We start from the raw sequence: 25292 nt of genomic DNA on the forward strand, positions 1-25292 counted from the left end.
CTCATCATTTAGCGCTATGAAGACATTATCAAAGACCGTCGGAAGCTTGGCCGACTTGGCCCGGCTGGCGGGCTTGTCGACATCGACGGTTTCGCGAGCCTTGGCCGGTAACCCGGCGATCCGTCAGGAAACGCGCGAGCGCGTTGCGGCGCTAGCGCGAGAACACGGCTACCGTCCCAATGTCGTGGGACGAAATCTGAGGACCGGCCGAACCCACGCGATCGCAGTCATCCTGCCATTGGGCCACGAGATCGGTCAGCCGGTGTCAGACCCCTTCTTCATCACGCTTCTGGGGCATCTGGCGGACGCGTTGGCGACGAGAGGCTACGATCTCCTGCTCTCGCGGGTCATTCCGTCGAACGAAGACTGGCTGGCCAATATGACGGACTCGGGCCGGGTCGACGGCGTCCTGATCATCGGTCAGTCGGACCAGATCGAAACGATCGAGGCGGTGGCCCGTCGCTATGCGCCGCTGGTGATCTGGGGGGCAGCCTTTCCGAACCGGGTGCAATGTACAGTCGGAACGGACAACCGCGCGGGCGGCGAATTGGCGACGCTGCACCTGCTGAATCGTGGACGGCGACACCTAGCCTTCTTCGGCAACCCCGAACTGCCCGAACTGGGCGAGCGTTACGAGGGCTTTCTTGCCGCCCATCGCAAGTCTGGCGCCGTGCCCCCAGAACATCTGTTGGCCGTGCATCTGACGCCCCAGACGGCCTATGAGACCATAGGAGAGTTTCTGGACAGCGGGGCTCGTGTAGACGGGATCGTGGCGGCCACGGACATCATCGCCATGGCCGCGATCCGGGCGCTGACCGAGCGAGGCCTGTCGGTGCCGGACGATGTGGCGGTCATCGGTTATGACGACCTGGAGATCGCGATCCATGCCGCACCGGCCCTGACCACGATCCGGCAGGACATCGGAGCCGGCGCCGTCGCCATGGTCGATCTGCTGATGCGGCGATTGGCGGGAGAGACGACGGGATCCGTCATCCTGCCGCCCGCCCTTATAGTGCGGGACTCCGCCCCGGCTTGAGCTGCGCTCCGCCCCTCAGCCCCCGTACTGGCTGTCGTCGAACCGGGCGAGCCGCGTCTTAGCGGGATCCAGCAGCGCATTTACCGCCAGAGCGCAGAACAGCACGGCCGCCAGCACCGTCGCGAGAACGAAGCCATAGATCGGCGCTCCGAATAGATCGCTGACGGCGCCCATCGCCAGCGGCGACAGAACGGCGCTGACGCAGGTGAAGAACAGGATCACGCCTGCCACCGCCCCATGCTGAACCTTGGCGAAGCAGCTGATGCCCTTGGAGTTCAGCGTCGGATAGATCACCGACATGAACAGGCCTGAAAAGGGTAGCAACCACACAGCCACGTTTCGACCGCCCGCGATGGAGCCTGCGAAACAGATCATGATGGCCAGGCTCGCAACGACCAGGACTGTCGTCCAGCGAAACCGGTTGATCGTCCACGCCCCAAGGAAACGGCCCGCTGCGCGCAGAACGAAGAAGATCGACAAGGCATAGACCGCGACCCACACGGCAGGACCGTCGTAGCCCTCCAAGAGCGTCGGCATCCAAACGTAGATCGCCGTCTCGACCCCGACGTAGAGCATGGTCCCCAGGCTGAAGGAGAGCGCGTAGGGATCGCGCATCATGGCGAGCGTGGCTTTGAGATCCGTCGGCGGAGCGGCCGTCTTCACAGCCGTCGGATAGCGGACCATCAGCGCGGTCAGGATCAGGCCTATCGAGAGGACGCCTGCGATGACATAGAGCCATTTCCACGAGGCGCCGCCGGCCAGCAGCGCGGCGACGATGGCCGGGCCTATGATGGCGCCCACGCCGAAGAAGCCCTCGACGGTGTTCATCGTGGTCGTATGCGACGTGGTCGATGTCGAGATGTCCCCGATCAGCGCCAGGGCGGCGGTCTTGAACACGCCGATGGCTGCGCCCGAGACGAAGAGGAGCACGAGGAAGAATTCGAACGAACGCCCGACCGCGAACAGGAAGGCCGCGCCCGCGAACAGGCCAAGCCCCAGGATGATCGCCGGCTTTCGCCCCATCCGGTCGGCGAGAAAACCAAGCATCAGACCCGCCAGGGCGATGCCGCTCATGCTAGCGTAGTGGAAGGCGCCGCCAGCCGTCATGCCGAGGCCGAACTCGCGGATGACCTCGGGAATGATGACGCCGACCGAATCCGTGGTCATGGCGAACATCATGAACATCATGAAGGTCAGGCCTTTGATCAGGCGGGTATTGAGGGCGCGTTCAGGGCGCGTTGCGGTCTGGGTCAAGGGTTTCGTCCTCCTCCATGGCCCCCAGGTCGGCCGCAAAAGCGGACGCCGTCTTGCGGGGTCTCGATTGTTCAAAGATATCGCTGGCCAGGGCCACGGCGCCCAACACCCCGGAGCGGTCGCCGAGACCGGGTGGGACCAGATAGGCGGCGAGTGTCGTCTCATCGTCCAGCGCCGGCAGATAGCCGCCCAGTCGTTGTTTCAATGCGGGCCGGACCCGGGCGAGAAGAGCCGCATTGCCGCCGACGCCGCCGCCGATCACAATTCGCTGAGGGGACGTGACGTAGGTCATGGTGGCGGCAAGCTGGGCCAGATAGTCGGCGATAAGGTCCCAGACCGAATCGTCGGCGGCGATGCTCTCGCCCGGCCGGCCCAGGCGCGCGGCAAGCGCCGGGCCCGAAATGAGGCCTTCGAGACAGTCGCCGTGGAAGGGGCAAGCGCCCGCGAAGGGATCCTTTTTCGGATCGCGCGACACCGGGATATGGCCCGCTTCGGGGTGCATTAGGCCGTGCACCGGTCGTCCACCGCTAATCACGCCGACACCGACACCCGTGCCGACCGTGACATAGACATAATCGCCCAAGCCTCGCGCGGCGCCCCATCGACCTTCAGCCAGGCCCGCGCCAGAGACGTCGGTATCGACCGCGATCGGCACGCCGAAATGCGCCAGGGGACCGACCAGATCGGCGCCCGTCCATCCCGGCTTCGGCGTCGACAGAATGCGTCCCCAGTCCGCTGCGTGACGATCCAGACGCACCGGACCGAAGCTGGCCACCCCGATCGCATCAAAAGCGCCGTCATCATATTCGGCCTGCAAAACCTCGACGACGGCGGCGACAGTCGCTTCCGGCGTTGTCGTGGGGATGCGGAACGGAACGGACAGGTCGTCCGGCCCTGTCCCAACGGCGACCAAGACCTTCGTCCCGCCCAGTTCTATGGCCGCGAAACGGCTCATGTGCGGTCCGCGAGCCAGACGACCGCGTACGGATCGAGCGTGACAGACGGCCCAACGACATTCTCGTCGGTCACCAGATCAACGCCGCCCGGAGCCCAGCCCGACGGCAGAACAGCCGACACGGCGCGCGGCGACAAATTGGCCAGAACCATCATCCGCCGGGTTCCCTCATTACGTTCGAAGCCCAGGACCGCGCGTTCAGCCAAGGCGACCGGGTGAGCCGCGCCCCTGATATCCAAGGCGTCGAGCGATCGGGCCAGTTCTCCGAAACGCTGGAGCGCCTGGAAGGTCCGTCCTTCGACACGATCCAGCGCATCACGACCGTCTGCCCGCTCCCAGTTCATGACCGGCCGATGAAGCCATCGGCCCTCATCGCGACGAGCCGGGTCCAGATCGAAGCTCTCGTCATTCCCCATGGCGAGTTCGTCCCCCATGTAGATGAGGGGCCAGCCATCCAAACCGTGGACGACGCCGTAGAGCAAACTCAACCGACGCTCCGCCAAATCCTGACCCACATCCGCACGGCCCAACCCAACCAGTGCAGAGGCCATGCCGTTGGTCGAGGGCACGCCGCCCGGCGCTGTCTGGAACGCGCGCCCTGCGGAAAATCCCTTGCCCGAATAGAAGTCGGACCAGCGTTTGAGATCCCGTTCCGGCGCGTAAGCTGAAAGTGCATTCCAGATCAGGTCGTCATGGCAACGCACATAATTCAGCCAGGCGCCACCAACGGGCTTCATGGACGCAGCGGCGATCAGGGTGCGGGCGATTGTTGCGTCCTCGTCCGCCAAGGCTCCCCACAGGGCGGTCATGACACCGTTGTTATAAGCCAGGTCGCAGGCTGGCGATTTCTCTCCGAAGAAGGGCAGAACATCCTCGATGCTTTCGATCGCCTCGGCCAGCAGCACCACGTTCGGCGTCGCGATCGAAAGCGCCGCGCGCCAGGCCTCGACGATCCGGTACGCCTCTGGCTGATTGCGACACGAGGTGCCCTCGCGCTTCCAGAGGAAGGGCGCACTATCCAGCCGGAAGCCCTCGACCCCCTTGTTCGCCAGGAACAGCAGGACCTCCAACATCTCAATGAACACCGCCGGATTGGCGTAGTTCAGATCCCATTGGAACGGATAGAAGGTGGTCCAAACCCACCCCCCCATTTCGGGATCATGGGTGAAACTGCCCGGCGCCGTGCTTGGAAAAACATCGATCAAATCGCGTTCCCAGACGGCGACCTCATCCAGCGTTTCTACGGTTCGATAGTAGTCGCGATAGACCGGATCGCCGGCGCGGGCAGCCACCGCCCACGCATGTTCGCGGGCCGTATGATTGCACACCACATCAAGCAACAGGCCCATTCCCCGTTCTCGAAGCGCAGCCGTAAGAACAGCGAGGTCCTCGATCGACCCCAAGCTCGGCTCGACATTTCGAAAATCCGCAACCGCGAAACCTCCATCGCTGTCTCCCGGACGCGCCTTCAGAAGCGGCAGCGGGTGCAGCCACCTGACGCCAAGCTGCTGCAAATAATCGAGACGGCCGATCAAACCCTTCAGGTCATTGGCGAAGCGATCAACATAGAATGTGTAGACCGTATTGCCTGAAGCAGCCGTCCAAGCGCGACATTCAAACTGCTCTCTATACTGCGGCTCCATAGCACTCGCCTGTCGGGCATCTCCTAGGATGCGGGACAGGTCCGCCAAGCGCGCTTCCACCTCCGGGCTAGCCCCGTAAAGACCCTCGAATCGGTCCCGAAACACCACCCATTGCGGGTTGGTTTCGTCGATAGCGACGACATCACGCAAGCTGTTCGACATACCGCCAATCGGATCTCAAAAACGAGGGCTCAACCTCTGCTAGTCGCAATAGATAGGCTTATGCAATCGATTGCAACAGCTGTTCGCAGATGACGCAAGAAACCGTTTTCTGTCGGGTTCTCCAGGTCGCGGGGACCGGCTCAGAAGGGGTCAGGCACCGCAAATCTGCTTAGGCTGGCGGCGCCAACCCTGTCGGCCGACTTATCGATCTTCTCGCCGTGGAGGATGAGGGGCACCGGCGTCACCCTGCCCTAGCCGACGCCGTCGTCGATACGCTCGGCGGGCCTTATGCGACGCTGATGGCCAGCCACGGCCAGGTGGTCGTCGCGCCGGGCCTGGAACTGGGCCCTGCTGATCGCCGAGGAGATAGAGGAACAGGCAGCCGTCTATTGCCGCACAATGGGGCTGGGCGGCCCGACCCTGCTCAACGTGACAGTTATGCGCCACTTGCTCAGTTCCGTGATCACGAGCCGTTGACCGACGCACCGAGCCTTGGAAAGATACCTGCGGGGCATGCTGGGGGGCGGCAGAGTTGAAGAACGAAGGCTGGCGCGGACTGGTGCGCCGCATCGCACGTATCACCTACGATCCTGTCGGCGCGGAGGATGTCGTGCAATCCGCCATGGTGCGGATGCTGGAGTATCGGCGCGACAACATCCTGGCCAATCCCGATGCGTTCGTGGCGCGGGCGGCGGTGAACCTCGCGATCGACGAACGCCGCCAGCGCGCTCGTCGTCCGCAGGAAGCTCTGGATCTCATCGAAAACGCGTTCATCGACACCTATCCGTTGCAGGACGAGGTTCTGCGCGCGCGCGAGCGTCTGGCGCGTCTCAAACAGGGTTTGGCCCGGCTCAGCCCGCGCACCCGAGAAGTCTTTTTGCTTCACCGGCTGGAAGGTCTGAAGTATCGGGAGATCGCCGAGCGCCTGGACATCACGGTCAGCGCGGTCGAGAAGCACGTGGCCAAGGCCACCCTTTTCCTGACAGGATGGACCGAGAAGTGGTGAAGCGTGCGCGCGATCTGGAAGCCGTCCGCCGCGAAGCGGCCGCCTGGCTCGCGCGTCTGCATGTCGAACCGCGCGGGAAGGCGGACGAAGCCGGTTTTCAGGCCTGGCTGGAGCGGTCGGAAGAGCATCGCGCCAACTTCGACGCCCTGACCGCGACGTGGGAATTGACGGGCGCATTGAAGAATGACCCCGAGGTCGCCCTGATGGCTCGGCGGCGGCCCACGCACCTGGCCCGCCGCGCGATGCTGACCGGCGCCGGTGTTTCAGCCGTCGGTCTGGGTTGGCTGGCTCTCACGCCGAAGGTGTACGCCACCGACATCGGCGAGACCCGCACCCTTCATCTGGATGACGGCGCCTCGGTTCTGCTCGACGCCGACAGTCGCCTTTCAGTGCAAGTCGATGCCCGACAACGCCGAGTGAACCTGAGTAAGGGGCGAGCCTTCTTTCGTTCGGCGACCGCCTCAGCGAAGCCCTTCGTGGTGAACGCCGAGGGGCGCGAGATCATCTCCGAAGGCAGCGACGCCTTCGGCGTCTCCGTATTGTCTTCCGCGGTGTCTGTCGTGGCCGTCGAGGGGAAGGTGTTGGTGACGGACACGAACCAGTCGTTCGGCCACATCGTCGCCGTCGCCGGTCAAAGAGTGGTGATGAACCGGCAGAAACCCGCACTGCGCGAGATAGCCGACGTCCAGTCGGCTACGGCTTGGCGTTTTGGCCAGGCCGTATTCGACGACATCCCCCTCCCCGAGGCCTTGGCGGAGATGAACCGCTATAGTCGTCGCCGCATCGTGTTGTCGGATCCATCGCTGGAGACCCTGCGGATCAGCGGCGTCTACAAGGCCGGCGACAACGAGGCCTTCGCCCGGTCGGTCGCGACTCTGCTCGACCTCGAGGTTCGAACCAACGGCGGCGTACTGATGATCGAACCGCGCCGCGGAGCTTGAGCGCCTTCGACGAACCTCAGAAAAAATCTTGCTGAGGAAAACTCAACCGCCGTCGTCAAACCTGTTGAGCCTGGGGGTATCGGGCCAAGAGGGGATAAAAATTTCATGACGACGAGAAATGACGGCCGACTGAGCCGGATGTTGGCTGGATCAGCCGCCATGGGCGTGCTGTTGGTCGCCGGCGCCGCCTGGGGACAGGCCGTAAGCGTGGACGTGCAGGCCCAGCCGCTGGACAACGCCTTGCGCGAACTCGGCAAGGAGACCGGCGCCAACATTCTATTTTCGGCCAGAGACGTGGCGGGTCGCCGAGCGTCCGCCGTCGTTGGTCGCTACACGCCGCTTGAAGCAGCGCGCCGGCTCGCCGGTTCCGCGGGCCTTGAGGTGGTTGAGGAGGGTTCGGGCGCGCTGATCGTACGCGCACCGAGCTCAGCGCCCCCCGCCACCGTCCAGCCAGCCTCGTTCGAGACTGTAGATCAAAGCTCTGCTACTCAGATTGAAGAAGTGGTGGTGACCGGTTCGCGCTTGCGTCGGACCACCTTCGACAGCCCGTCGCCGGTCGTGGAAGTCGAACGCGACGAGTTGCTGGAAAGCGGTTATACCGACCTCGCGGAAGCCCTGACCGACCTGCCCGGCGTCGATATCGGCGTCAACCTGTCGACCAGCCAGTCGGCGGTTCAGGACAACGGCCTTTCGACCGTCAGCCTGCGTTCGCTCGGTCAGAACCGCACCCTGACCTTGATCGACGGGCACCGCACCGTCTCCAACGCCGGCAACATGAACACGGTGAGCCTCAGCTCGATCCCCGAGTTCTTCGTCGATCGCGTCGAGATCAGCACCGGCGGCGCGTCGGCCGTCTATGGTTCGGACGCCGTCTCGGGCGTGGTCAACATCATCACCACCGGCAAGATGGACGGCGTGAAGGCCCGGGTCGTGAAGGGCTTCACGGAGGACGGCGGCGGGGAAACCACTGAATTCTCGCTGGCCGGAGGCACTCGCTTCCTGGACGATCGACTGTTCGCGATGATCGGCGGGACCTTCGAGAAGCAGGAAGCCCTCTATGCGTCGGACCGCGACTGGGCCACCCAGTCGGTGGTCTACGACCCCGACACCAACACCGCGTCGTCGCCGGATCTGTCGACCTATACGCCCGGCGGCCGTTTCCGCAGCAGCAGCTTCTACTATGACGATGAGGGGCTGAAGAAGAACTTCGTCACAGCGGTCAACGGCTACGAAGCCCGCGCGGACGGCACCCTGATCACGCCGGCGGAGCGTTTGTCCGCCGCCGTCAAGGCCACCTACGACGTCACTCCGGACATCAAGGTCTGGGGCCAGTTCCAGGCGTCCCGGGTCACGACCGACTCGACGCGTGCGGCCGCCACACTGAGCAATTCGTCGACCTATGGCGTCAACGACGAATACACGATCGGCAACATCGCCCGCAGCAACCCCTATGTGCCTTCGGAGATCTATTCGTCATCGACCTCATCGATCAGCTTCCGTCGCCGGATGACCGAGGTGGGCAACTTGCAGATCCATAACCGCCGCACCACGTTGCGCGGCTGGCTCGGCGCCGAAGGCAAGGTGTTCGGCGACTGGGACTGGGCCCTGACCTACGGCTATGGCGAATACAAGGGCTACCAGGTTCGCGAGAACGCCCTGAACATGGCCAACGTCGATTATGCGTTGGACGCTGAAGTGAACGCCGCCACCCGCGAGGTCCAGTGCAAGGACGCTACGGCGCGGGCCGACGGCTGCGTGCCTCTGAACCTGTTCGGCGTCGGCTCGATCAGCGAGGAAGCCGCCAACTACATTCGCGCCAACCTTTGGTACAAGCCGCACAATCGACAGGACACCGTCGAAGGCCACATGACCGGTGAACTGTTCCAACTGCCGGCCGGCCCCGTCGAGACGGCGTTTGGTTTCGAACTGCGCCGCGACAAGACCAGCACCACGACCGACGCATTGACGCAAAGCGGCCTGGCCAGCCTCGCCTATATTCCCGAATACAGCGGGGAGATCGAGGCGAAGGAAGCCTTCGCCGAATTCTCCGCCCCGCTGTTGAAGGACCTGCCCCTCATCTACAAGCTCGAGATCGACGGCGCCCTCCGCGTCGCTCACTACAATCTCGAGAATGTCGGCACGACTCTCAGCTATCGGGCCGGCCTTCAGTGGGCTCCGGTCGAAAGCCTTCGTTTCCGCACGGTCTGGAGCCGCGCCCAGCGCGCACCTGACACCACCGAGCTCTATTCGCCGCCGCGCGACGACTACGACTCGATCACCGACATCTGCAGCGGCGTCACGGCCGGCACGACCGGTACGGTGGCCCAGAACTGCCGGGCCGATCCGGGCATCGCTGCGGCCATCGCGGCGGACGGCGTCTTCACCTCGGAAGTCACCAGCGTCAACTCGCCCAACGGCGGCAATACCGATCTGAAGGAAGAGACCGCCGACACCCTGACCGTCGGTCTGGTGTTCCAGCCGACCTTCCTGCGCGGCTTCGACCTCAGCGTCGACTACTATGACATCAAGGTGGCGGATGCGATCTCGTCGCTGTCGAACAGCCAACTGATGGCCGAGTGCTACGGCTCGACCAGCGGCGCCGACAACCGCTTCTGCAATGTCATCACCCGTGACGCCGAGGGCCAGATCACCAAGATCTTGAACCTCGAAGAGAACCTCGACGATCTACGGGCTTCCGGCGTCGATGTGGCGGCGCGGTACGGCTTCGACCTGGACGCCTGGAAGGTGCCGGGCGACTTCACCGTCCGGCTCAACTACAGCCGCCGTCTGAAGCTGGAGAGCCGCTATCAGGGCGTCGATGGCGCCACCTTGGCGGACGACCTCGGCGAGGTCGGCACGTCCGAGCACGAGGCCAAGGGCAGCCTGACCTGGCGCGACCGTCGTTGGAACGTGAAATGGACGACGACCTACATCGGTGAAGCGGTGGACGACAACGATCTGGCGGCGGCCTTCGCCGAAGCCGGCATCACCGACCCTCTGTATCTGAACGTCGACGCCTACTGGCGTCATGACTTGGCGGTGAAGTTCTATCCGGACCCGAAGAACAAGGACTTGCGCGTCTTCGGCACGATCAAGAACCTGTTCGACACTCAGGGCCCGTTCCTGCCCAGCGGCACGGAGTCCGGCAACGACTACAACTACAGCGCCGTCTACGGCGTGACCGGTCGGGCCTATACTCTGGGCATACAGGTCGCTTTCTAGCATGACGGCTCTCGCCGGCGCTCTCGGGCGTCGGCGAGACATCCTTCCGGAGCCTTCGATGATCCTATCCCGACTGGCGGCCGTCGCCGCCGGATGTCTGTTCGCATCGGTGTCGGGCCAGGCCTGGTCCATGCCGCGCGCCATGACCGCCGCCGATCTGGTCGGGTTGGAAAAGCTGTCTGATCCCAAGGTCTCGCCCGACGGACGCTTCATTCTCTATGCCGTCGGTCGTGCCGACTGGACCGCCAACCTCGTGCAGGAGGACATCTGGCGTATCGGTCTCGACGGCTCGGCCCCGCGACGAATGATCGAAGGCCCGGCCTCGGGCGCAACCTGGTCCCCCGACGGGGAAAGCTTCGCCTTCATCGCCAAACGCGACGGCGACAGCGCCCGACAGATCTACCTGTCTCCGATCGACGGCGGCGAACCCAGGCGTCTGGGCAAGCTGCCCACCAGTCCATCGGACCTGCACTGGTCGCCGGACGGCTCCGCAATCTACTTTCTGGCCAACGCTCCCGACCCCAAGCCGTTGGCCCGGCGCAAGCGCGAAAAGGACGACATGCTGGCCTTCGAGAGCCCGCAGTCGCGCGGCCGTTTGTGGCGGATCACGGTCGCGGACGGCCGGGTCGCACCGGTGATCGAAGGCGACTTTGAGGTCGCGGCCTATGACCTGTCGGCGGACACCGAAACCATCCTCTATCGCCGCGCCGTCTCCGACCTGCGGGATGACAGCCCCCAGGCCGAATTGTGGATCAAGACCGGACAAGGCCCAGCCCGACGGCTGACCGACAACGATTTCGAGGAAAACACCCCGCGCCTGTCGCCTGACGGCGGCTCGGCCCTGTTTCTGGCCACAGCCGAGAACGGTCGTTACGGCACGGTCAATCCGAACCTGTTCGTCGTCCCCTTGTCCGGCGGCGCGCCGCGCGAGCTGGCTCACGGCCTGCCCTACGAGATCGAGGACGCGGTATGGTCGGCCGACGGCCGCGAGATCTACATCACCGCCACCACGGGCGTGCGGCGTGAGCTGTTCGCCATCGATGTCGAGAGCGAGGCCGTGCGTCCGCTGGCCCGCGGCGATCACGCCGCCGGCGACGTCAGCGTGACGCGCGACGGCAGGACCGTGGTCTATTTCAAGGCTTCGGCCGTCTCGCCGGGCGAAGTGTTCCGGCTCGACCCCGCCGCTCCGACGCCGGTGCAGGTGACCCACCTCAATGACGACATCGCGACCCGTTTCCGCCTGCCGCAACAGGAGGCGATCCAGTGGACCGCGCCCGACGGTCAGGTGCTGGAAGGGCTGGTGACCTATCCGCTCGATTACCAACCGGGTCATCGCTACCCGCTGATCATCCAGAACCACGGAGGTCCGCGCTCGTCGGATGTGTTCAACATCTTCGCCTACAGTCGTTTCAACCCGCTGCTGGCTGCCCGAGGCGCGATGACCCTGACCGTCAACTACCGGGGCGGCACAGGCTACGGCGACACCTTCCTCCAGGGCATGAACGGCGGTTATTTCCGCTACGCCGACAAGGACGTGCTCTCGGGCGTCGATCATCTGATCGCGCTGGGCATGGTCAATCCCGATCGCCTGGGTGTGATGGGTTGGAGCGCCGGCGGCCACATGACCAACCGTCTGATCACCGTCACCGACCGCTTCAAGGCCGCCGCTTCGGGCGCGGGCGCGGTGGACTGGGCGTCGATGTACCTGACCTCCGACACCCGTTGGCAGCGCAGCGAGTGGTTCGTGACGCCGCCTTACGGCTCGGATGCACGACGTGATCTGTATACGAACCACTCTCCCCTATCCCAGCTGGACAAGGTCAAAACCCCGACCCTGATCCTGGCCGGAGCCGAGGATGAGCGCGTGCCCTGGACCCAGTCAGTGATGCTGAACCGGGCGCTGAGGGCGCTGGGCGTAGAGACCGAACTCTATCTGGCGCCACGCGAACCCCACAATTTCCGAGAACTGCGGCACCGCCTGTTCCAGGTGAATGTGCAGATGGACTGGTTCAGCAAGCGCGTGCTGGACCAGGACTACGTCTGGGCCGCTCCCCCGCACGCCGAGAACGAAGAGCAGGACAAGACAGGCGACTGAGCCGACGCTTCAGCGCGCAGCCGTTCCCAAGGATACTCTGGGTAGGAGATATATTGGACGGTACGGTTTCTGAGGAGCTGATCTTCAGCCCGCCTGACGGAATCGAAAGCCTACGGCGTATACCGTCAAAAACGCCGTCAGCGATGAACTGCTGGAAACCCTTGCCGCTCAAACTTGGGAAGTTCGAGCGTTAGTTTTCGACCACTTAGACGACCGAACAGCCAATCGACCATCTGGCTTGCGTCACGCAAAAACTAAATAATACACTGATTTATATCAGTTATTTTTCCAACCCCTCACTCCCACTCGATGGTTCAACGACTCGGAAGGCATTGATTTACCTGCACCTTTTCCGGGATCGCCAAACCATGCCGTCAGCGTTACCGCCACCGGAGTGAGGCTTATGAAAATGAAGAAGGATTTGGCCTCGATAAAATTCGAGTGATGTCGCCGTCTATCGACAGGCGCAGCCAATGCTGAGTTCGCATGCCGCAGCCAACACCGATGTCAGGCCGCTATCCTGTTCGCCCTTCCCAAGCTTTGCCACGATTGACGAACCGTCACGATAGCTTTGCCGTTTGTCGCGGCCGGTGAAACTCTGGTCACGCGAGGCCGGCGTCCGCTCGCAGCAGGGCCTCGGCGAACGCGTCCATCGTTCGCTGGGATATCCCGTTGTTGTTCAGGACGACGACCGCGCCCCGCCCGTCCAGCCGGTGACCCAGCACCGAGCGGTAGCCGTTGGTGTTGCCGGTTTCCCAGGCCGCCCGCACATCCTCGCCGCCGATGGCCAAAGTCCGTACCCGACCGCCCAGCGCATAGTCGTCCGACGCGACCTCGATCGTCGTCAGGGCGTCGCGCAATGCCGGATGCAGGAAATTCGTATCGTAGATCCGGCTCCCAAATCGCAGCAGGTCGGCGGCGGTGCTGTAATAGCCCCCGGCGGCGGCGAGGAATGGCGGGCGGGGATTGGTCCACTCCACCGGCGGCGACAGGGGCCGGTAGGAGGTGGCGTCGGGCGGCGCAACGAGCGTGGTCTGCGTCATTCGCAGTGGGTCGAACACCAGCCCCCGCATGGCGTCCGGATAGGGCCGCCCGGTCACGGCCTCGAGGATCGCCAGTATCAGGACCCAGTTCGAAAGCGCATAGTCGAACCGCGCCCCCGGCTCGAACGCCAGGTCTCCCGTGGCGAAGCGACGGACCGCCTCGGCCGTGTCGATATAGGGGGGCTGCAGCAGCGACGGCTCCGCCTCCACCACCGCGCGGAACGGATTGGGCGCCCCGCTGCTGTTCGACAGCAGTCGGCGGATTGTGAGGCGCGCCCCGACATCGGCCCTGTAGTCCGTCAGCCAGGTCGTGATCGGTGCGTCGAGTGACAGGGTTCCCCGCTCGACCAACCGCATGACCGCCACCGCCGTCAGCCGTTTGGAGATGGAGGCGATGCCCAAGGGCGTGTCCGTGCGCATGGGAATCTCCTGCGCGATCTGCGCCATTCCGACGGCGCGCGCTGTCCTGATCCGCCCTCCTTGCCCCAGGGCCACGACGCCCTGGAAGCCGTGGTCCCGGACCATGCCGTCCAACACGGCGCCGACGGCCTCCGCACGCCCATCCGCTCGCGCCGCGCCCGGCAGTAGCCCCGCCGCAGTCACGGCCCCGGCGCCGGTGCCCCACAGAAGCATCCGGCGGTTCAGCGCGGGAAGCGATGCATCGATCATGGACTATTCCTCACTTGCCTAAGTCGGTCCGCGGCGGCACGAACCGGCCATGTGGTCGCCCCTTCGCTCCCGACAGCCATTGATCTCGGGCGGACCCGCGATCGCGCCAACCGGGTTTCGGTGAACGACAATGGGCGTCGGTGAACGCAGCCGCCTGATCGCCGTGGCCCTGGCCATCGCGGGCCTGATCGCTCTGTGCGGTCCTCAGATCGCCGCCATGCTGTCGCCCCCGCCCGCCCGAACGCCGACCCAGGTGTGGAGCCTGTGCCCGGCTCCGGGCATCTGCCGCCCCGTCGACGTTTCAAGCCTGGCGCTGGACGCCCCGATCACCACCCTGACCACCACCTTCGTCGCCGGCCCCGACGACAGAACCGCCCCCCTGGCCCTCCATATCGCCGCCACCGCCAGCGCCGAGGTGCGCTGGAACGACGCCCTGATCGGGACCAACGGGCAGGTCGGGGCGGACCGCGCCCAGGAGACGGCCGGTCGGTTCAGCGCCCTTGTCGACATTCCGCAAGACCGGGTCCGGCCCGGCCCGAACCGTGTCGAGGTCCGGCTGTCGGCCCACCACCTTTGGGCGCCTGTGCGGCGGCCGATCCATGACCTGTCAATCGGTCCGTACAGCGATCCGCTGCATGGCACTCTGCGCCACTACCTGCCCACCCTGCTGCTCACCAGCCTGTTGGCCCTGGCCTTCTTCGGCGCCGCGGGCCTTTGGCTCGCCCGCCACCCGCCCGGCTCGGTGACCTTGACCCTTCTGACCGGCGCGGTGCTGGTCCAGGCCGTGGCCGAAGCGTCCAAGCTGGCCCTCACATACGGCTATCCGTGGCAGCTGGCCCGGCTCGCCGCCGTCGCCGGTATGACGGCGCTTGCCGCCTTCGCCCTCGGGCGCCTCGCGCAAGCCTTCGTCCCGGAGCGCCGGCTGCGCTGGGGGCTGACCGCGGCGCTGGTCTTCGCCCTTCTAATCGCTCTGCTTGGCCCGCCCTGGTGGGACGCCAAGGCCCTGTGGGCCTTCCGCGCCGGCTGCGCTGCTGCTCTGATCGCCGTCACACTCGGCGCCCTGTCCGGCGTCAGGAACGCACAGGCAGCCCAGGCTGTCTCCGTCCTCGCCCTGGCCCTGTCGTGGGTCCCCGACTTCCTCGACATAGGCTATTATCTGCTGTTCCTGACCCTGTTCGGCGGACTGGCGGCTTATGCTTTGCTTCGTAGCCGCGCGGTGGCCGTCCCGCCCTCGCCAGAGCCTCCCTCCGGGCAGAACGAGACCTTGTCCATTCCCGATGGGACGTCCCGTCGTCTTATCCGAGCAGAGGATTTGCTGCACGTCCGCGCAGCCGACGATTACAGCCTTGTCACCCTGACGGATGGTCGGGAAATCCTGTCCACGACCAACCTCTCCACGATCACGCAGTTGGCGTCGGCGCATTTGGTCCGCATTCACCGGAGCCACGCCGTCAACCCGGCCTGGATTGCGGCCGTCCACCGATCAAGAAGATCGGGACCTACTGTGGAACTCAAGGGCGGCGTCCGCCTGCCCGTCGGCCGGGCCTATCGGGCGGCGCTTGATGACGATCGGATAGCCTAGCCCAGTGCGCAACGTTCACTGGAGGGCAACTATCCCCCGATGACACAAACTTCATGCGTTCGCTCCGGTCGGGTTCACAGCAACGCCCGCATCGCGCCAGAAGCGGCGGTCAGCGGTGAACGACACACGCGGCCGCGAAGCACGCTTTGGTGGCGTGGGCCGTCAGTGCGTGCCTGGCCTCGCAATATCGCAAGCGGCCGCCTCGCCTTCCGCATATCGGGTCAGCCACTCAGGCGGCTCGGCTTCTGCAGCGCCGTTGACGCGGACCCTTCTCTCTCGGGCCCAGCGATATCCCCACATCGGACCGTAGCGCGAGACGAATGTCTCTTCTCCGGCGTACACTGGATCTCTTTGCGCTTCATCCAGCGTGACGAAGCGATAGCCTCTCGATGCGTACAAGCCCAACAGATCTTCGAGGGTATCGGCGTTGATGCGGTTGAGGTGCAGAAGAGCGATCTCCGGGGGCTCATAGCCCAGCACCTGGACGTTCAGATCGGCGTAGTAGTCGATCTGAACCGCTGAATGTCGCAGGTACGCCTGACGAATTGCAGCGGCGCAGGTGACGTCCTTGTGCAAGAGCGCAACCCCATAGGCACGTTCAAACACGTAGTCGGAGGTGTCTATCGTGGAAGCGGCGGCGACATACCCCAGACGCTGAAGCACGGCCTCGATCCCGGCCCGCTTCTCCTCGGTGTCCCCCGTATGGTTCATCGGGAAGCGCATGAACCGAAGCGGTTTGCCCGCTTCTTCCATGAGCGGCCGTATCGAGCTTTCGCCGCGAAGGACTTCCTGCTCGATGCCTGCGAGATCGAGCCCGTTGGTGTCGGCGTGGGAATAGCTGTGGTTCCCCAGCGACAACCCGCCGCTGGTCCAGTCCCGCAGAATCGGATGCGCCTGATCGCCCAAAGCCTCGGCCGTGGCTTCAACGACAAAGGCCGTCGCCGGCACGGAGTGGCGCTGCAGGACACCGCGCACCCGCGCATTCAGAAGGAAGACTTCGGCAGCCGTCAGCGCGCCCTCCGCATCGCCGATGGCTCCGGCATAAGGCAGATCATCGAAGGTGATTGCGACCGACCGACGCTGGTGGGCGGGGTCCTGCCCCCTTGCAAAAGTGGGCCCGGACAGAAGCCCGGCGCCCACAGCCAGGACGAAAGCCAATCGGATCATGATCTGTCGCCCACGTTCAAATCTCTATGTTCTGACCCGGCGAGAAACGCTCTCCACCGCGATCGCTGATCGACTTGACGGCGTTGCCGCAACGACCCCGCCAAGCCCAATGGGACAGAGGCGCTTTCGCCAGGACCGACGACATTCATCTCGTACAGGCCTCACGAGGTTCAGGCCTTCAGGGCCGCCACAAGCTGCTCGGTCATCGCCCTGGGATCGGCGCGTCCGTTCTGGTTGGTCAGAACAATGGTCGAAAGCGGCTCGGACAGATCCCGGCGGTACCAGCACGAGAAGCCTGCTGTTCCTCCACCGTGAGCGACGATGGTCTTTCCACCGACCGTCTCGACTTCCCAGCCATAACCCCACCCCGCAGGCTGGCCGTCGGTCAGAGTGGCCTCGCGCCACATGTTTCGCCGTACACCGGCGCTCAGAAGTCTCCCTCGATCCAGGGCGACCGACCACCGGTTAAGGTCCGCTGTCGTAGAAAGCAGGCCGCCGGCGGCCCAGGTCGATCCGGCCGCGCTACGCGGCGGATCATTGTCGTATCGGCCCTCGGTCCAGAAATGCCCCGCCGCACAGTTGGTCGTGCACCGCACCCGACCCCGCGGCCCCGTCGACGCCATGCCGGCGGGACGGAAAAAGCGCTGCTGCAACAGGTCCCAGTAAGCGCGTCCGGTCACGGCCTCGGCCGCAAGGCCGAGCAGGATGAAACCGGTGTTGTTGTACTCGTGCCGCTCGCCCGGTCCGAAGCTCATGGGCCGGTCCGAAGCCAGGGCGATGATCTGCCGCGGCGTCAGCTCGAGCGGCATCAGGGTGCGGAAATTGTCCTGGTTCAGATACTCCGGCAATCCGGACGTATGGCTGAGCAGCTGGGATAGCTGAAGGCTTCGCCAGGCCTCGGGAAGATCGGGCACATATGCGCCGATCGACGCCTCGATCCGAAGCCGGCCTTCCTCCTGAAGCTGAAAGATGAGCGATGCGGTGAAGGTTTTGGTCAGGGAGCCGATTTCAAAGACTGTACGGGCATTCGGAATGGCCCCCGCGGCGTCCGCGCTGCCTACGCCGGCCGCTGCCAGGACCCGGCCGTTTCGGACCGCCCCGACAGCGATTCCCGGCGCACCATCGAGTGAAATCCGGGACATCAACGTTTGGTCCGAGCCGGAGGCGGACGCCGGCCGGGGCGTCAAAAGCGATGTCGCGACGATGCCGCCAAGAACCCCGCGCCGTGACGCGCCGAGGCGCGTCCCCGACGCTCCCAGCTCCTGTGCCTCAACAGCCCGTCTCATGTCTATTTGATGTGACATCAACTATGGTCTCCTGCCAGAATTCCCTCGACGGCGTGTGCCGTATTCATTCCGGTGCCCCGGTCAGCCGGGATCCGGGATCGCCCTCAAAAGCAGGTTGGCGGTGGCCTCTGCCGATCCATCACCCGACAAGGCCACGGCGACGAAGGCGTTGAGCGAAGGCACATAAACACTCACGGCCTTCACGCCGGGCGCGCCGCCGCTATGTCCGATCCAGACGCTCCGCCCCTGCGGGTCAGGCACATCGAAGGCCATGACGCCAAGGCCGTAGAACATGTTCGGCTGAAACATCGGATAGAGGTCGCGAACCCTCCGCGCCCGGCTTGAGGCGTTCAGAAGGCGGCCGTCAAGAAGGGCCTGTTCAAGGCGGATCATGTCGAGAGCGGACGCAGCAAGGGGCCCCGCCGCGCCGGGGATGCGGATATCGAGCGCCGGTTCGGAGGTATCGGAATGGAGCGCCGTCACCTCGCCGACTTCCGCGTCCGCGCGCAGCGCCAGCATCTGCGTCAAGCCCAGGGGATCGATGATGCGCCGTCGCAGCGCTTCCGCGAGGGGGCGGCCATCGACCTGTTCTATGACCTGCCCCAGAAGGCTGTAGCCGGAGTTAGAGTATCGCCACCGTTCCCCGGGGCAGAACATGGCGCCGTGGCGCCGAAGGACTTCAAGTTCCGCGCTCGCATCAAGGACACGATTGGCCCGATGAACCCGCAGATCCTCGTTGGCGCTGAACAGACCGCTCGTGTGATTGAGTAACATCTCGATCGTGATGGCGTCGCCGTTCGGAACGCCGCTGACCCATCTGGAGATCGGATCGGACAGGCTCAGCCGCCCTTCTTGTACGAGTTGCAGCACGATCACTGCGGTCGCCTGTTTGCCCACGCTGGCCCAGTAGAACAGAGGCTTGTCGCTGCCGCGCTGCGCGACCCAGACCCCACGTCCAGGAAGGCCGACGGCGACCGACATCGCCTCGGCTCCGGTCGCCTGGAAGGCCGTGTCCAGCGCCGTTTGAAGCCGCTGTGATGTCGCATCGTCAAGCGTTCCGACCAACGGCTCGGCGACCGCGTCTGGGAGCGGATCGAGTGCGGAATGGAGAGCCCCCCCGCGATAGGGCGCCGCCTTCGCGCACACCACGGGCCGGTAGTCTTCCGCTCGACCAACAGACGCATATGCCAAGGCTGACGCCGCGATTGCGAGGATGGTCGCCGACCGAAGTGTGCTGATCATGTGTTCGCTTGTGATTGTTGGTCGATTCGATCGGCCGGGACGCTCCGGGCGAGGTCGCGCAAATGGCCCAGCGGGCCAGCCGCCTCAGAAGCCGAGGCGTCGGGATCGCCGCGGCCCGCGCTCGACTTGGGTTCTGCCGGTTTCGGGGTGATCACTGGACAGCCGTCGTGCCAGGCGCACCCTGGATCAGTCGGACGGCGCTCTGGATATCGGCCCCGTAACGCCTGTCTGGTGTCGCCGAGACGTCCGGCGCGGCCGTTTCAACCTCCGGCGGGATGCCCTTCCCTTCGTAAACCCGCCCATCCGCAAGGGTGTAGATTTCATTCGAGAGTCCCAGACGCCATCCGTTCGGGAGGGTGCGATCCAGAACGTCGGAATGGGCGCCCTGGGTTGGCTGGCCCATCACGGTGACTTGCGGGAGCACTCTCAGCCGCATCACCAGGGCCTCGGCGGCGCTGGTCGTCATCTCGCTGGTCAGGACCACAACGGGGCCTGAGAAATGACGACAGTCGCCCGGCTCGACGAAGGTGTCGAAGCCCGGGCCGAAGCCTTCGCCGTCACGCGCCTTGCGGCTGTAGGCAAGGCGCTTCTCGTCGGCGAAGCAGCCCGCGATCAGGGCCGATATCGATTCAGAACCGCCGGGATTATACCGCAGGTCCAGGATCAGACCGGGCGCGTCCGAAAGGCGGGTCAGGGCTGCGTCAAGGGTCAGGCGCGCCGCAGCGACGTCGTCCTGCGATGTCGTATTGCCCGGCCAGCCCACGGGGCCATTCGCGAAGCCGCCCATGGTCATCACGGCGAGGTAGCCCACGCCCTCCGGCGTCAGGCCGTAAGCAAGACGGTCATGCGCGCTCAGCGTGACCTGGCCCCGCAACGGGCTGTCGGACTCGCTCAAATAGGCCGTCAGACCCTGCTGTAGCGCGGCGGCGCCGGGACCGGAGGCAGCCCGGCGAACCTGGAAGCGCCGGTCACCATCGATCAACCGGATATGGGCGTCTTGGAAGCGCCCCAGGATTTCAGTCAGGATCGGCCAGAGGTCGGCATCAGCCGGCAGGGCGGCGATCTGCGGCCGATAGGTCTCACGCACCGCCTCCCAATCCACCTGCCGCAGGGCGAAGAAGGGATAATTCTCGTTGAACGTCTCCCAAAGGACATCGAAATTCCTCAGGGGGTCCTGCGTCGGAGGCGCAGGGGGGAGGCAGGCCGCCGGAAGGTCGGCCATGCGTTCAAAGCCGATCGAGGCAGTGTCGCCCGCAAGGACGAAATGATCCGCGTCGACCGAAACGACACTCCCGAGTTCATCAAGGTTTTGAGCCTCGCCGGTCAGCAAACAGCTCGACGCCGTCACGTCATAGACGCGCACCCCTTCGCCCGTTGCATCAAGGGCATAGCCATAGCCTTGACTTCGCCAAACGCCCGCGTCGGTCGAGACGTCTGCATTGGAAGGCGCGGCAAGTATGGCAAGACCCGCCGCCAGGATCGCGCTCATCATGGTCCAGTCCCTCATGTCAGCCACTCACAACAAGGACACGACAGGCTCTGCCCCGCTTCATGCGGGAGCGGACCTCTGAACGCAATGAGACCCTTCCGCTCATCGATCAAGCCCAACGAGCATTGAGGATCTGAAGCGCGATCTGGTCCATGACCGCCTGCGACAGGTCGGTGTTGTTGAGCAGAACGACCGTGCGTCGATCCTCCAGCACATGGGCGACCACAGACCGATAGCCGTCGGTTCGCCCGGTCTCCCAGGGCGCCACACGCACGCCATCGGCGGTGGCGAGACGCGCCACCCGCCCGCCCAAGGCGTAATGCTGTTCGGGCGTCGTGATCTTCAACATTTCGACGCGCGAGGCTGAAGTCAGAATCTCCCCTTCGAAGACGCCCGACGCCGCGCGAAGCAGATCGGTCGCGGTGCTGCACAGCCCTCCGGCTGCCGCCAGGAAAGCAGGCCGTAGAGACATTTTCACCGTCGCCGGCGACAGGGCGCCATAGGCCTTGGCTGTATCCGGTCTATCGGCAAAATCGAACCTGGCGACGGCCGTATCTGTCAGACCGAGCGGCGTGATGACCAGGTCGTCGAGGACGCGTTCGAAGGGTCTGCCCGTCGCCGCCTCAACCATGGCGACCACCAGAATCCAGTTGGTGATCGCATAGTCGAAGCGTTCGTCCGGCGGGAAGATCGGGTCGCCTGAACAAAAGGCGATGGCGGCGTCGGCGGCGCTCAGGGTCGAGCGTCTCAGTTCAGGATCGGCCTCCACCGCCGGGCCGTAGAGGTTCGGAATACCGCTCCTGTTGGCCAGCAGGTGCCGAAGCCGCACCTGTCCGCCAACATCCTTGCGGAACGCGGGCAGGCTTTCGCTGATCGTCGCGTCCAGACTCATCACCCCCTGCTCCACCAGTTTCAGGATCGCGATGACTGTCAGCCATTTGGAGACGGAGGCGATGACATAGCGGTCCCGGACCGAAGCGACCCGCCCGGCCTCCGCGTCAGCCATTCCATAGGGCTTTTGAAACACGGCGCGGCCGTTCTGTCCGACGAGAACGACGCCGTTGAACCCCGCTGCCGCGACGATGCCGTCGATCCGGGTCGTCTCGGTCGCCGCCAGCGCCGGTCCCCCGATCATCGCCGCTGCGCCCCCCGCCAGAACGGTTCGACGATCAAACATGAGCCCTCCAGAATTGAGGCCGGTTACGGCGGGCACGGAGCCGCGGGTCAGAACTGAATGGGTCATGGCCAGGATCGAAGCAGGCTTTCGACCCAAGGCCGATGGGCTTTCGGTGAACGGCGGATACGCTTCGGTGAACGTCGGCGCTTTCCGGCGAATGACACGCTGGGCTTCCGTCATTTGGCGGCTGCCTCTCCTGGCGATTCTGCGGGCGGTCACTGGCGGGCAAAGCGCACCGCGCGGGCTCGAGCCAGGGTCGCGTCGAAGCCGGCGATCCGACCCTGGTCGTCACGCCGAAAGCGCAGGATCCAACCGGAGTTTGGAGCGCGGAACGCGTCTGCGTAGACGGACTCCAACGGCTGGGCGGCGCCGCGCGCATCCACCCAGGCGAGCCTATCACCGTCCAACCGAATTCGATCCGTCACGTCCAGGCCGTCGTTCCGGTAGTCCCCCACAAACGCCTGCAGGCTGTCGCGCCCCGGCGTCCCGGCGGCGACGCGGATCAGGCGGACCGGCGGATTCCCGCGCCGCTCGACCACAAGGCCCGTCACCGCGCCGTCCGGTGCGCGCAGAACCTGAGCGCGGCGACCGTCGTCGGCGATCAGTCGCCCCTCGCCGTCCGCACCGAACAGCGTGCCTCCGATACGAACCCGCCCGTCGGCGTCGGTGATCCTTGTCGCGGTGTCCGTCGCGGCATTGCTGTACAAGCCGGCGACGTCGGCGCCCACGGCTCCACCCGGTGGTGTGGCGGTCACGTCCGGCGTCGGCGGGGGCAGGAAGGCGGCGGCGACCTGAGGTCCGAGGTCTTCAGTGTTGATCGTCCCCGCGTTGCAGAGCAGAGCCACCGACAGGCCGTCGCCGGGGAAACGTCCGAGCCATGAACGGTAGCCGGCCGTCGAGCCCGCGTGGCTGATCGCCGGCAGGCCGTCGACCGGGCCGAGCTCCAGACCGGCGCCGTAGGTCAGCGGTGTTCCGTCGGTGAGCCGGCCGGGGTGGGTCAGCGTCCTGACCCAGGTCGCCTGGGCCGCCGACGGCGCGTCAAGGACCGCATTCCAGCGCTGGAGGTCGCCGACCGTGGTCAGCAGACCGCCCGGCCCGACAACGTCCTCGAACGGCATGTCGAGCACCCAGCCTGCGCCCTGTCTGGAATAGGCTTGGGCGCGGCCCGGCACGACGGTTCGAAAGTCGCTGCGCCAGCGGGTCTGCGTCATGCCCAGTGGCGTGAAAAGCAGATCCTGCGACAGAACCTCGAACGGGCGTCCGGAGGCGCGCTCGGCGATGCGGGCCGCCAGCAGATAGTTGGAGTTGCTGTAGAGATATTCGGTCCCGGGCGTGAAGTTGAGCGCCTCCTGCCGGGCGATCAGGGCGACAGCGTCGGCCATGGTGTAGGCTCTCGACCCTCGGGGCCAGGCGGTCAGTTCCGCAAGCACCCCCCAGTCACGGATACCGCTCGTGTGGTGCAGCAGCATATCCACCGTCACCGGCTCATAGAGCGGCGGCAACTCGGGCAGCCATTTGCGAATGCCGTCGTCGAGCGACAGAGCGCCTTGAGCGGCCAGGATGGCGATCACCGCGCCGGTAAACTGTTTGGAGGCGGAGCCGGCCTCGAACACCGTGTCGACCGTGATGGGCGTCGGCTGTTCCAGGTTCGCCATGCCGTAGGTGCGCTGAGCGACGATTTCGCCATGTCGGCGCACATCGACGGCGCATCCGGGCGTATCGGGGCGATCGACGCCGACAAACAGGGGATCGAGGCCTGTGGGGTCGGCGGACAGGGCGAGAACAAGAGCGAGAAGCATGGCGTTTCCGGGCGGCGTGGAGCGCTTCTGCCGCCGCCGCCGTCAGGCCGTCGCTTCGGAATCCGCCTTTGCGTTCGATTGGCGTATCGTGAAACGCCAGGCCGACGGCGTGCGTCCGGTCGCCTCGCGGAAGGCCCGGTTGAAGCTCGCCTTCGAGGCGAAGCCATGATCCAGAGCCAGGGTCAGCAGCTCGCGGGTCTCGTCCGGATGGCTGAGGGCGCGCTGGATCGCCGCGACCCTCATGGCGTTGATGGTAGCGTTGAAGCTACGGCCCGCGCCGTCGTTGAGGGCGCGCGACAGGCTTCGCTCCGAAACAGCGAGCCGCGCCGCGACCTCGCCCAGGGTCAGGCCCTCCTCCCGCCACCAGCCGGCGTCCTCGATACGCTGCGTCCATTCGGCGGCGAGCCGAACGTAGTCCACCCGTTCAGGACCGGGAGCCTCCGGATTCCAGACCGGATAGTCCATTCCGCCGTAACGCCAACCGAGCAATCCCAGCAGGTATCCGAGCCCGCAGAAGGCGAGCATCAGCGGCGCGCGCTGCATATAGCTCAGGGGGGCGACGAAGAGGCTCCAGCCGGTGGTCAGAGCGACCGCAGCCAGGACAAGGCCGAAAGCGACAATCATCGTGCGCAGCCATGTCAGTCGCCAGCGCTCCCGGTTGGCGAAGCGAGTGTCGAGCCAGGCCCGATAGCCGACCTGATCGCGCCACGCCGCCGCCAGATAGACTGCAGCCGCAGCCGTGATGCCCACGACGGCGATCGGCGCCACGATGTGGAGATGCCCGGTCGTGTACCAGGTCCACTTGTCCGAGAGCGGCAGGGTGAAAGCCAGCCCCTGATAGGCGATCTGCAGGCCGGCCGGCAGCAGGTGCCAGCGCCAGCGCCTGGGCAAACGCCCGCTGATCGCCCGGCCGTAAAGCCAGAAGAGCGGCGCGAAGGCCGCGGAGGCGTCCAGCGGAAAGAAGGTCAGCCAAGGAAAGGCGTCGTAGGCCCCGCCAAAGCCCAGAACATAGATCCACAGACGCAGGGCGACCAGGGCGAGGAGTATAGCCAGCAGCCGATTGGCGGTCTGGGAGCCCCTCTGGCGCCAGATCAGTACGGCCAGCCCGACCGCGTTCAGCGACCCCAGAGCCAGAAGTGTCGTCCATAACCCCACGACGTCAGTCAGCCTCACGGTTGTCGATCGGAGCCTATCGCCCAGGACTGGCGCCGCCTGGCGAGCAGAGGCGGCGACGGGTCCTCGACCGTACCGCCCAAGGTCGCCGTCGAGGGATATCATGGGGCCCCGGGATCACCAAAGTCGACGTTCTGAGCTCCATCGCCGTGTCTCCTCATAGAAGCCGGGCCGCGGTCGAATGAGCAGATCACAGTGGGGCCGGCGTCGACCCCAAGCCAGGTCCGCTGGCTGGCAGACAGCCACTTGGCACGTCAGGCCCGACCTTCCGACGTCGCCCAAAAGTCATGAGCAGTCTGGGCTCACGCTACCTTCGCGGTTCAGGATATACCGTCAGAAATACCGTCAAAA

Annotated in this window: 17 protein-coding genes and 1 pseudogene; 7 read left to right on the top strand and 11 right to left on the bottom strand. The window is 65.2% G+C overall.

The window, feature by feature from the left end; translation table 11 throughout:
• Window positions 1-16: 16 nt before the first annotated feature.
• Window positions 17-121, top strand: a pseudogene (locus tag ACW177_RS12240) (LacI family DNA-binding transcriptional regulator); the annotation flags it as partial.
• 141 nt (window positions 122-262) lie between these two features.
• A complete protein-coding gene (locus ACW177_RS12245) occupies window positions 263-1036 on the top strand; it encodes a substrate-binding domain-containing protein (protein ID WP_492028118.1) in 774 nt (257 codons plus the stop codon).
• A 15-nt stretch (window positions 1037-1051) separates the two neighbouring features.
• On the opposite strand, the gene ACW177_RS12250 is transcribed toward ACW177_RS12245, so the two are convergent.
• The 3 genes from ACW177_RS12250 to ACW177_RS12260 are packed head-to-tail and all read right to left on the bottom strand — an operon-like array spanning window position 1052 to window position 5050.
• A complete protein-coding gene (locus tag ACW177_RS12250) occupies window positions 1052-2290 on the bottom strand; it encodes an MFS transporter (protein ID WP_492025968.1) in 1239 nt (412 codons plus the stop codon).
• Window positions 2265-3245, bottom strand: a complete 981-nt coding sequence (locus ACW177_RS12255) for an ROK family protein (RefSeq protein WP_492025969.1) — start codon at window positions 3243-3245, stop codon at window positions 2265-2267. Before ACW177_RS12255 ends, ACW177_RS12250 begins: the two co-directional genes overlap by 26 nt.
• Window positions 3242-5050: an alpha-amylase family glycosyl hydrolase gene (locus ACW177_RS12260; protein ID WP_492025970.1), complete on the bottom strand. Its 1809-nt coding sequence runs from the start codon at window positions 5048-5050 to the stop codon at window positions 3242-3244. The genes ACW177_RS12255 and ACW177_RS12260 overlap by 4 nt, the downstream gene beginning before the upstream one ends.
• A gap of 532 nt (window positions 5051-5582) precedes the next feature.
• On the opposite strand from ACW177_RS12260, the gene ACW177_RS12265 reads away from it, so the two are divergent.
• The 4 genes from ACW177_RS12265 to ACW177_RS12280 all read left to right on the top strand — a co-directional run bounded on the left by ACW177_RS12265 (window position 5583) and on the right by ACW177_RS12280 (window position 12314).
• A complete protein-coding gene (locus ACW177_RS12265; RefSeq protein ID WP_492025971.1) occupies window positions 5583-6056 on the top strand; it encodes an RNA polymerase sigma factor in 474 nt (157 codons plus the stop codon).
• Window positions 6050-6997 carry a FecR family protein gene (locus tag ACW177_RS12270; RefSeq protein WP_492025972.1) on the top strand — a complete coding sequence of 316 codons (948 nt, stop codon included), beginning with the start codon at window positions 6050-6052 and terminating at the stop codon, window positions 6995-6997. The genes ACW177_RS12265 and ACW177_RS12270 overlap by 7 nt, the downstream gene beginning before the upstream one ends.
• 105 nt (window positions 6998-7102) lie before the next feature.
• Complete coding sequence (locus ACW177_RS12275) at window positions 7103-10219, top strand: TonB-dependent receptor domain-containing protein (protein ID WP_492025973.1); 3117 nt, start codon at window positions 7103-7105, stop codon at window positions 10217-10219.
• Window positions 10220-10277: 58 nt separating this feature from the next.
• Window positions 10278-12314 (top strand): alpha/beta hydrolase family protein, encoded by a 2037-nt coding sequence (locus ACW177_RS12280; RefSeq protein WP_492025974.1) that lies wholly within the window; start codon window positions 10278-10280, stop codon window positions 12312-12314.
• 602 nt (window positions 12315-12916) lie between these two features.
• Here ACW177_RS12280 and ACW177_RS12285 read toward each other — a convergent pair.
• A complete protein-coding gene (locus ACW177_RS12285; protein WP_492025975.1) occupies window positions 12917-14026 on the bottom strand; it encodes a serine hydrolase domain-containing protein in 1110 nt (369 codons plus the stop codon).
• A gap of 130 nt (window positions 14027-14156) precedes the next feature.
• On the opposite strand from ACW177_RS12285, the gene ACW177_RS12290 reads away from it, so the two are divergent.
• Window positions 14157-15608, top strand: coding sequence for a LytTR family DNA-binding domain-containing protein (locus ACW177_RS12290; protein ID WP_492025976.1), 1452 nt, complete (start codon window positions 14157-14159; stop codon window positions 15606-15608).
• A 162-nt stretch (window positions 15609-15770) separates the two neighbouring features.
• On the opposite strand, the gene ACW177_RS12295 is transcribed toward ACW177_RS12290, so the two are convergent.
• The 7 genes from ACW177_RS12295 to ACW177_RS12325 all read right to left on the bottom strand — a co-directional run bounded on the left by ACW177_RS12295 (window position 15771) and on the right by ACW177_RS12325 (window position 24941).
• Window positions 15771-16775 carry a polysaccharide deacetylase family protein gene (locus ACW177_RS12295; RefSeq protein WP_492025977.1) on the bottom strand — a complete coding sequence of 335 codons (1005 nt, stop codon included), beginning with the start codon at window positions 16773-16775 and terminating at the stop codon, window positions 15771-15773.
• 170 nt (window positions 16776-16945) lie between these two features.
• Window positions 16946-17917, bottom strand: a complete 972-nt coding sequence (locus ACW177_RS12300; RefSeq protein WP_492025978.1) for a serine hydrolase domain-containing protein — start codon at window positions 17915-17917, stop codon at window positions 16946-16948.
• A gap of 225 nt (window positions 17918-18142) precedes the next feature.
• The gene (locus ACW177_RS12305; protein WP_492025979.1) at window positions 18143-19303 is read right to left on the bottom strand and encodes a serine hydrolase domain-containing protein; all 1161 of its coding nucleotides are present in this window, start codon (window positions 19301-19303) and stop codon (window positions 18143-18145) included.
• A gap of 151 nt (window positions 19304-19454) precedes the next feature.
• The gene (locus ACW177_RS12310) at window positions 19455-20795 is read right to left on the bottom strand and encodes a S41 family peptidase (protein ID WP_492025980.1); all 1341 of its coding nucleotides are present in this window, start codon (window positions 20793-20795) and stop codon (window positions 19455-19457) included.
• Between the two features lie 106 nt (window positions 20796-20901).
• Window positions 20902-21969 carry a serine hydrolase domain-containing protein gene (locus ACW177_RS12315; RefSeq protein ID WP_492025981.1) on the bottom strand — a complete coding sequence of 356 codons (1068 nt, stop codon included), beginning with the start codon at window positions 21967-21969 and terminating at the stop codon, window positions 20902-20904.
• Between the two features lie 215 nt (window positions 21970-22184).
• Entirely contained in the window at window positions 22185-23768 is a 1584-nt protein-coding gene (locus ACW177_RS12320) for a serine hydrolase domain-containing protein (protein ID WP_492025982.1), read from the bottom strand.
• A 42-nt stretch (window positions 23769-23810) separates the two neighbouring features.
• Complete coding sequence (locus ACW177_RS12325; protein WP_492025983.1) at window positions 23811-24941, bottom strand: helix-turn-helix transcriptional regulator; 1131 nt, start codon at window positions 24939-24941, stop codon at window positions 23811-23813.
• Between the last annotated feature and the right edge of the window lie 351 nt (window positions 24942-25292).

This window comes from Brevundimonas sp. AVps23W (assembly GCF_058681395.1).